The organism is Brevibacillus panacihumi W25, from assembly GCF_000503775.1.
GTDB lineage: Bacteria > Bacillota > Bacilli > Brevibacillales > Brevibacillaceae > Brevibacillus > Brevibacillus panacihumi_A.
On the sequence record NZ_KI629787.1, the window covers coordinates 275,525 to 282,500 of the forward strand.

Below are 6,976 nucleotides of genomic sequence, written 5' to 3' on the forward strand. Positions count from 1 at the left end.
ATGTTGGCAAAGCGTATTATTCCCTGCCTGGACGTAAAGGACGGACGTGTCGTAAAAGGTGTGCAATTCGTCGGGCTGCGCGATGCCGGGGACCCGGTGGAGCTGGCGAAGAAGTACAGCGAAGAAGGCGCAGACGAGCTCGTCTTTTTGGACATCTCCGCTTCTCATGAAGGACGTAAAACGATGGTGGATGTCATCGAGCGCACGGCAGCCAATATCACGATTCCGTTCACCGTTGGCGGCGGGATCAACAGCGTCGAGGATATGAAGCGAATCCTGCGGGCCGGAGCGGACAAGATCTCGCTCAATACAGCAGCTGTATTGCGACCGGAGCTGGTTCGCGAAGGGGCGACCGTTTTTGGCTCCCAGTGCATCGTAGTTGCCATCGATGCGAGAAAGGTCGGCGACGGGCGTTGGGAAGTGTATACGCACGGCGGCCGCAATGCGACCGGCAGAGTTGTCGTCGAATGGGCCCGGGAAGTGGAGGCGCTGGGCGCAGGAGAACTGCTGTTGACCAGCATGGATGACGACGGGGAGAAAAAGGGCTTTGGCATCGAGCTGACCCGCCGTGTATCGGAAGCAGTCGGCATCCCTGTCATTGCTTCAGGCGGAGCCGGTTCACGCGAGCATTTTTACGATGTGCTGACGGAAGGGAAAGCGGACGCAGCGTTGGCAGCTTCTATCTTTCACTATGACGAAACCTCGATACAAGCCGTAAAAGAGTATCTGCAATCCAAAGGAGTTGTAGTAAGGCCATGACAACAGAATGGAACTGGGAGCAACTGAAATTTGACGAAAATGGCCTGATCCCCGCGATCGTGCAGGATGCCGTAAGCAAAACGGTGTTGACCCTGGCGTATATGAATCGGGAATCGCTGCAAAAGTCGCTGGAAACGAAGGAAACCTGGTTTTGGAGCCGTTCCCGTCAAGAGCTGTGGCATAAAGGAGCGACCTCCGGGAATACGCAGCGAATCGTTTCCATAAAGGCTGATTGTGACGGAGATTCTTTGGTTGTTCAGGTCGTGCCAAGCGGTCCTGCCTGCCATACTGGGGCATACAGCTGCTTTGCCGGCGAAATGCTGCCAGAAGAGGAAAGCACAGAGAAGAGCGGATCTGACCGCTATGCCATCCTGGGGGAGCTGGAGCAGTTAATCGCCGAGCGCGAGGCAGAGCGCCCGGAAGGCTCCTATACCACCTACCTGTTTGAAAAAGGGGTCGACAAAATCTTGAAAAAGGTAGGGGAGGAAGCAGCGGAAGTCATCATTGCGGCGAAAAACCGCGATCCCCAAGAGTTGCGATATGAAGCATCCGACCTGATCTTCCATCTGCTGGTCTTGCTCCGCGAGCAAAAACTGCCATTGGATGAAGTATTGTCGGAATTGGAACGACGCCGTTGAAGCCGAAGCCATTCTCTTTCCAGAGGATGGCTTTTTTGATACTATTGAAAAAATAACAGACAATTCTGTATTCCCTGCAATGGGAAGAGGAGGAAAGTAGTGACTGCACAGCGGCTTTGGCCTTTTTTGCTGATCATTCTCATGTTGAGCGGCATGTTATCCATGCCCGTCCAGGCGGAAGAAAGGGTGCTGCGTGTAGCATTTGATAGAGCCTTGCCTCCTTTTTCCTCGGCGGACGAGAACGGACATCACATCGAAGGCTTCAACATCGACTTGATCCAGGCCATCGCTACGCAACATGACTGGAGATTGGAGTATGTACCGCTCGACTGGGAGGATGCCGTAAACGCCTTGCAGACGGGAGCCGTCGATGTAGTGGTCGGGATGAAATACACCAGTCGCTACGACGAGATTTTTGATTTTAGCGAAGCTTTTTTTACCATGTCAGAGGTGCTGCTTGTTCCGCGAGAGGACGAATCCATTTATACATTGAATCAGCTCAGCGAAAAAGTAGTGGCCATCCAGCGCTCGCACAGCAGCATGGAGCTTTTGGAGAGCGTGCGAAGAGTCAAAATGAATGTCTCCTTCAGTCAAAAGGAAGCCTTGGAAAATCTCCTGCGAGGACGGGCTGACGCTTTCATTGGGAATCGCTGGACAGCGGAGTATGTGCTGCGTCAGGAAAATCGGCTGGAAGAGTACGAAATGCGCTCGGGTCTGATTAATCCGACCGATTACGCATTTGCCGTTCGGGATGGTCACACAGAGCTTCTGCTCAAGCTGAACGAGGGCTTGAACCAATTATATCGGGACGGCACCTATTCACGCCTTTACAGCGAATATTTTGAACCGTATTCCCCGCATCTGACGGACTGGTGGCGCAAGCTGGTCATTGGTCTGCTATTCGTGCTGGCGCTGGGGATTATTTCGCTCGCCCTCTTTTTTGCCTGGAACAAGCGGCTGCAAGCAGAAGTGAGGAGACAGACGGCGGTTCTGGCGGATGTACTGGCATTTCAGCGAAAAGTGCTGGATCACACGGAAAGCGCTATTCTCTCTCTAGACGTATCAGGACGAATTACCTTGATCAATCAGGTAGGGTGCCGCCTGCTGGAGATTGGGGACGAGGCTTTGGGCAGGCATATTGTCACCTTGTTGCCTGAATTGCCCATCGAAGAGGCGTTCAGAAAGCCGACGCACCAGTATGAAGGGGAGTTCCAGCGGGGAGAGGAGTCGCAGCGAGACTTTCATTACTATATGGCCCCATTCGCCAATGCTGCCAAGGAGCATGTCGGCTGGATCGTCACCCTTGCGGAGCGAACCGATCAAAAGCGCATGCAGACGCGTTTGATTGCCCAGGAGAAAATGCGGTCGTTGGGCCAATTAATAGCAGGGATCGCGCATGAGATGCGAAACCCGTTGACTGCAATCAAGGCATTCGTGGAGATGCTGCCGAAAAAAATCGACGATCCGCGCTTTCGCTCCGAATTGCTTCGCTATGTGCCGGAAGAGATGGAGCGTTTGAATCGCATCGTGGAGGATTTGCTGGACTACTCTCGGTCGCGTCCGATCCAATTGCAGCCGACTCGCGTGAAAGAAATCATTCAATCCGTTCTCGTGCTGTTTGCCAGGCGATTTGAGGCTGAGCACATCCAGGTGAAGGTTCAAGCGGAAGACGAGCTGTTCGTGCTCGTGGACAGAGGCAGAATCAAGCAGGTGTTGATTAATCTTGTGCTGAATGCGATGGAGGCAATGGCATCCTGTGAGGACAAGGAGCTGATCATCAGTGCCGAAGAAAAGGCAGGCGAGGTGTTGGTGTCTGTAACGGATACGGGCGAAGGCATGCAGGAGGAGCAGTGGAACAGGCTATTTGAGCCTTTTTATACAACCAAGTCGCAAGGGGTTGGACTCGGCCTGTACATCAGTCAAAAAATCATGTGGGAGCATGGAACCCTGCTGACAGGAAGCAGTACCGCTGGAAAAGGAACGACCTTTACCATGCGGCTTGCTTGTGCCAATGAGCCCACTTGCGGAAAGGAGGAAAAACATGCCGCACTTGTTGATCGTGGATGACGAGCCCTCGATTTGCGTTTCCCTCTCATTTGCTCTGGAGGATGAGTACACGGTGTGGACTGCTACGGATCCGCAGGAAGCTCTGGAAATCGTTCGGACCAAGGAAATAGACTGCGTGCTGTTGGATCTGAGTCTGGGCACATACAGTGGTCTGGAACTGCTGGCAACCTTCAAACAGATCAAGCCGGAGATGACCGTGATCATGATGACGGCATACGGAACGATCGAATCCTCGGTGCAGGCCATCAAAGCAGGGGCTTACCATTATTTGGCAAAACCGTTGCGCATGGACGAAGTCAAGCTGCTTTTGCACAAGGCGTTGGATTACCGGAATCTTCACAGGCGAGTACAAGCATTGAGCGAAGCGGTTCGACAGCAGCAATCCTACGCGGGGATTGTCGGAAAGGGACCCGCCATCCAGAAGGTTTTTCAATTGATCGAAAAGGTGAAGGACATCTCCTCCAGCATTTTGATCACAGGCGAGAGCGGGACAGGAAAGGAATTGGTAGCGCGGGCGATCCATTTTGAAGGAAATCGCAGGGACGCGCCTTTTTCCGTCATCAATTGTGCCGCAATACCGGAAGCGCTGCTGGAAAGTGAATTGTTCGGACATGAAAAAGGCACATTTACAGGTGCGTACCAAAGCAAGCAAGGGTTGTTCGAGCGTTCCCAGGGAGGTACGGTCTTTCTCGACGAAATTGGAGAAATTCCGATCGCGCTGCAAGCGAAGCTGCTGCGGGTCATCCAGGAAAAGGTGGTGACGCCGCTGGGAAGCTACGAAACGAAGGAAGTAGATATTCGCATCATTGCGGCAACCAATCGACAGCTTGAAGAAGAAGTGGCACGCGGGCGATTTCGGGAGGATTTGTTTTACCGCTTGAACGTCATTCCGATCCGCACTCCTTCTTTAAGGGAACGAAGAGAGGATATACCCCTTCTGCTGGAGCATTTTCTATGTCATTCAGTCGTCACATTGGGAAAAGGCACAAAAAGCTTCTCCGCCGAAGCAAAAAAATGGCTGTACGGCTACGCCTATCCGGGGAACGTGAGGGAATTGGCGAACATTGTGGAATACGCAGTCGCCCTGTCGCAGGGGGAAGTGATTACGTTGGATGAGCTGCCTCCGGCTCTGATGGAACGGACGAGCAGTCAGCGTCAGACCGATCGCGACCAGGAGGGCATTGTAATTCCGTCAGGCGTAACCCTGGAGGAGGCGGAGCGTCGGATTATTATGCATGCGCTGGAATCGCACGGAGGACATCGGAAAAAGACGGCTGAACAATTGGGAATCAGTGAGCGCGGCTTGAGACAGAAGCTGAAACAATATCAAGAGATCCTATGAATCCGCAAAAACGGCAAAAAATTCCGCTGGGCAAGGGAGTTTTTTGCCGTTTTTCGTGCGGGTTGGCGTTGTGATCTGAATAAAATGCCGATCTTGGGGATTGGCATGGGGATTGCAATTGTTTAGAAGAATGAAAGCGATTTCATAAATAGAGGGGGATTTATCATGTTTCAGAAAAAAGTGATTGCCATCCTGTCATCTGCATTGCTGGCATTGACTGTTACGGCCTGTGGGGGACAGTCGTCGGCACCCGCGCAGGGAGATGCCAATGCTGGAGGGGCTGCAGCTCCAAGCGGCGGCGCAGAACAGAAATTCCTGACGATCGCGACGGGCGGCAGCTCCGGTCCGTACTACACCATCGGAGGGGCAATGGCGAAGGTTTACAAGGACAAGCTGGGCTACAACGCTTCTGTCCAGTCGACGGGTGCCTCCGTGGAAAATATCAATTTGATCAAAAGCAAAAAGGCAGACTTGGCTTTCGTGATGTCTGATGTAACGACGTTTGCCTACCAGGGAGAAGAAAACTTCAAGGATAGCGGGGCCATTAAAGAATTGCGCGCGATGGCGGGGTTGTACCTCAACTACGTGCAGATCGTCACCCTGAAAGACCGCAATATCAAATCGGTGCATGACCTGAAAGGAAAACGCGTCGGTGTCGGTGCGCCCAACTCAGGTGTAGAAGTGAATGCGCGCATGGTGCTGGCTGGTCATGGCATTACCTATGACGACATCAAGGCAGACTATCTCTCTTATGCGGAAGCGATTGAGCAGCTGAAAAACAATACGATTGATGCGGCCTTCGTCACATCGGGCTTGCCGAATGCGTCGGTGATTGATCTGGTGACGACCAAAGATGTGGAAATCGTTCCGATTAAAAAAGAAGACGTGGAGAAAATGGCCGAGAAGTTCCCGTTCTTTGTCTCAGCCGAGATTCCTTCCGGCGTATATAAGAACGATGAAGCGGTGCAAACGGCAGCCATTCGCAACATTCTTTTGCTGAGTGCCGATTTGTCGGAAGAGCAGGCGTACAATCTGACGAAAACCTTTTTTGAAGAATTGCCTGCCCTGCAAGCAGCCCATAATGCAGCCAAAGAGATTGATGTGAAGGAAGCGGGCAAAGACCTGGTCGTGCCGTTGCATCCAGGTGCAGAGAAGTACTACAAGGAAGTTGGAGCTTTGAACTAATGTAAGCAGAAATGCAGAGATTTTGCAGGGGAAGGAAGGAGGAACAATCATGCGCAAACGGCTTTCTGTCTTTTTCCTTCTCTTGATGATGGGGCTTGTCTTGATCGGGCCCCATCCCTATTTGGAGCTCCACGATTTCCATCGGCAGAAATTGCTTGGCGTCGTGCCGTTGCAGATACAAGACCAATTTCAAATTGAATGGATTCACTCGGTCGAGCTCACCCCTTGGCGCGAAACCTACAAGGTCGCCGGATTTTCAGGGATGGAGCTGGCAGCGACTTCTTTCCAATCCTATGGCGCAGGGGTCCCGGTTCATTTTCAAGACCAGCAAGGAGTTCAGGTCAAGGTGCAGGACGGATGGATCACGGTCACTGGCCTGCATGAGAAACGCGACCAGGTGCTTTACCTGATTACACGAGACGATTACATGCTGCGAGCCGGCGGGAGAACCTGGAAACTGGCCGATGTAGTGCCGTTGGGGTCTTCACTGGGGCTGTCGGTGGGCTGGTATCCCTGGTGGTACCGTTTTACTGCCGGATTAAACGAGAGAGGAGTGACACAAGGTTGAGCCAAGAAATCAAAATGCCTAATGAAGAAGAGATCCGTGTGAATGAAAGCAAAGCCCAGGAAGTTTTGCAGGAATACGACTTGGAGGCCGGCTATCGCGGATTTTCCAAAAAAGGGATGAGTCTGCTCATTACATTGATTGCGGTGGCTTTCGCCCTGTATCACATGTATGCAGCGTATGCGATTCCACTTGTGACGCTAAAGCACCGTTCCTTGCATGTCGCGATCATTCTGTGTCTTATTTTTTTGCTGTATCCAGGCTGGAAAAAGGCATCACGCAAAACCTTGTCCCTGTTGGATGGGATTTTGGCCCTCGCAGCCTTGGGCACGGCGGGCTATATTTTTATCTATTACCTGGAAATCGTGAATCGGGGCGGCATCCCTTCCACGCTGGATGTTGTTTTTGCGGTCATTACTT

7 protein-coding genes (1 of these 7 only partly in view) are annotated in these 6,976 nt (G+C 52.3%); all 7 read left to right on the forward strand.

Features of this window, described 5'->3' with window-relative positions:
• Window positions 1–759, forward strand: coding sequence for an imidazole glycerol phosphate synthase subunit HisF (hisF, locus tag T458_RS54745; protein ID WP_023555371.1), 759 nt, complete (start codon window positions 1–3; stop codon window positions 757–759).
• The gene (gene hisIE, locus T458_RS54750) at window positions 756–1,397 is read left to right on the forward strand and encodes a bifunctional phosphoribosyl-AMP cyclohydrolase/phosphoribosyl-ATP diphosphatase HisIE (RefSeq protein WP_023555372.1); all 642 of its coding nucleotides are present in this window, start codon (window positions 756–758) and stop codon (window positions 1,395–1,397) included. The genes hisF and hisIE overlap by 4 nt, the downstream gene beginning before the upstream one ends.
• 99 nt (window positions 1,398–1,496) lie before the next feature.
• Window positions 1,497–3,464, forward strand: coding sequence for a transporter substrate-binding domain-containing protein (locus tag T458_RS54755; RefSeq protein ID WP_023555373.1), 1,968 nt, complete (start codon window positions 1,497–1,499; stop codon window positions 3,462–3,464).
• Entirely contained in the window at window positions 3,439–4,806 is a 1,368-nt protein-coding gene (locus tag T458_RS54760; protein ID WP_023555374.1) for a sigma-54-dependent transcriptional regulator, read from the forward strand. Before T458_RS54755 ends, T458_RS54760 begins: the two co-directional genes overlap by 26 nt.
• Window positions 4,807–4,971: 165 nt before the next feature.
• Complete coding sequence (locus T458_RS54765; protein ID WP_023555375.1) at window positions 4,972–5,991, forward strand: TAXI family TRAP transporter solute-binding subunit; 1,020 nt, start codon at window positions 4,972–4,974, stop codon at window positions 5,989–5,991.
• Between the two features lie 49 nt (window positions 5,992–6,040).
• Complete coding sequence (locus T458_RS54770) at window positions 6,041–6,559, forward strand: DUF1850 domain-containing protein (protein WP_023555376.1); 519 nt, start codon at window positions 6,041–6,043, stop codon at window positions 6,557–6,559.
• Window positions 6,556–6,976 carry the beginning of a TRAP transporter permease gene (locus T458_RS54775; RefSeq protein ID WP_023555377.1) on the forward strand. 1,547 nt of this gene lie beyond the right edge of the window, so only the first 421 of its 1,968 coding nucleotides appear in the window; its start codon is at window positions 6,556–6,558; its stop codon lies off the right edge, out of view. The genes T458_RS54770 and T458_RS54775 overlap by 4 nt, the downstream gene beginning before the upstream one ends.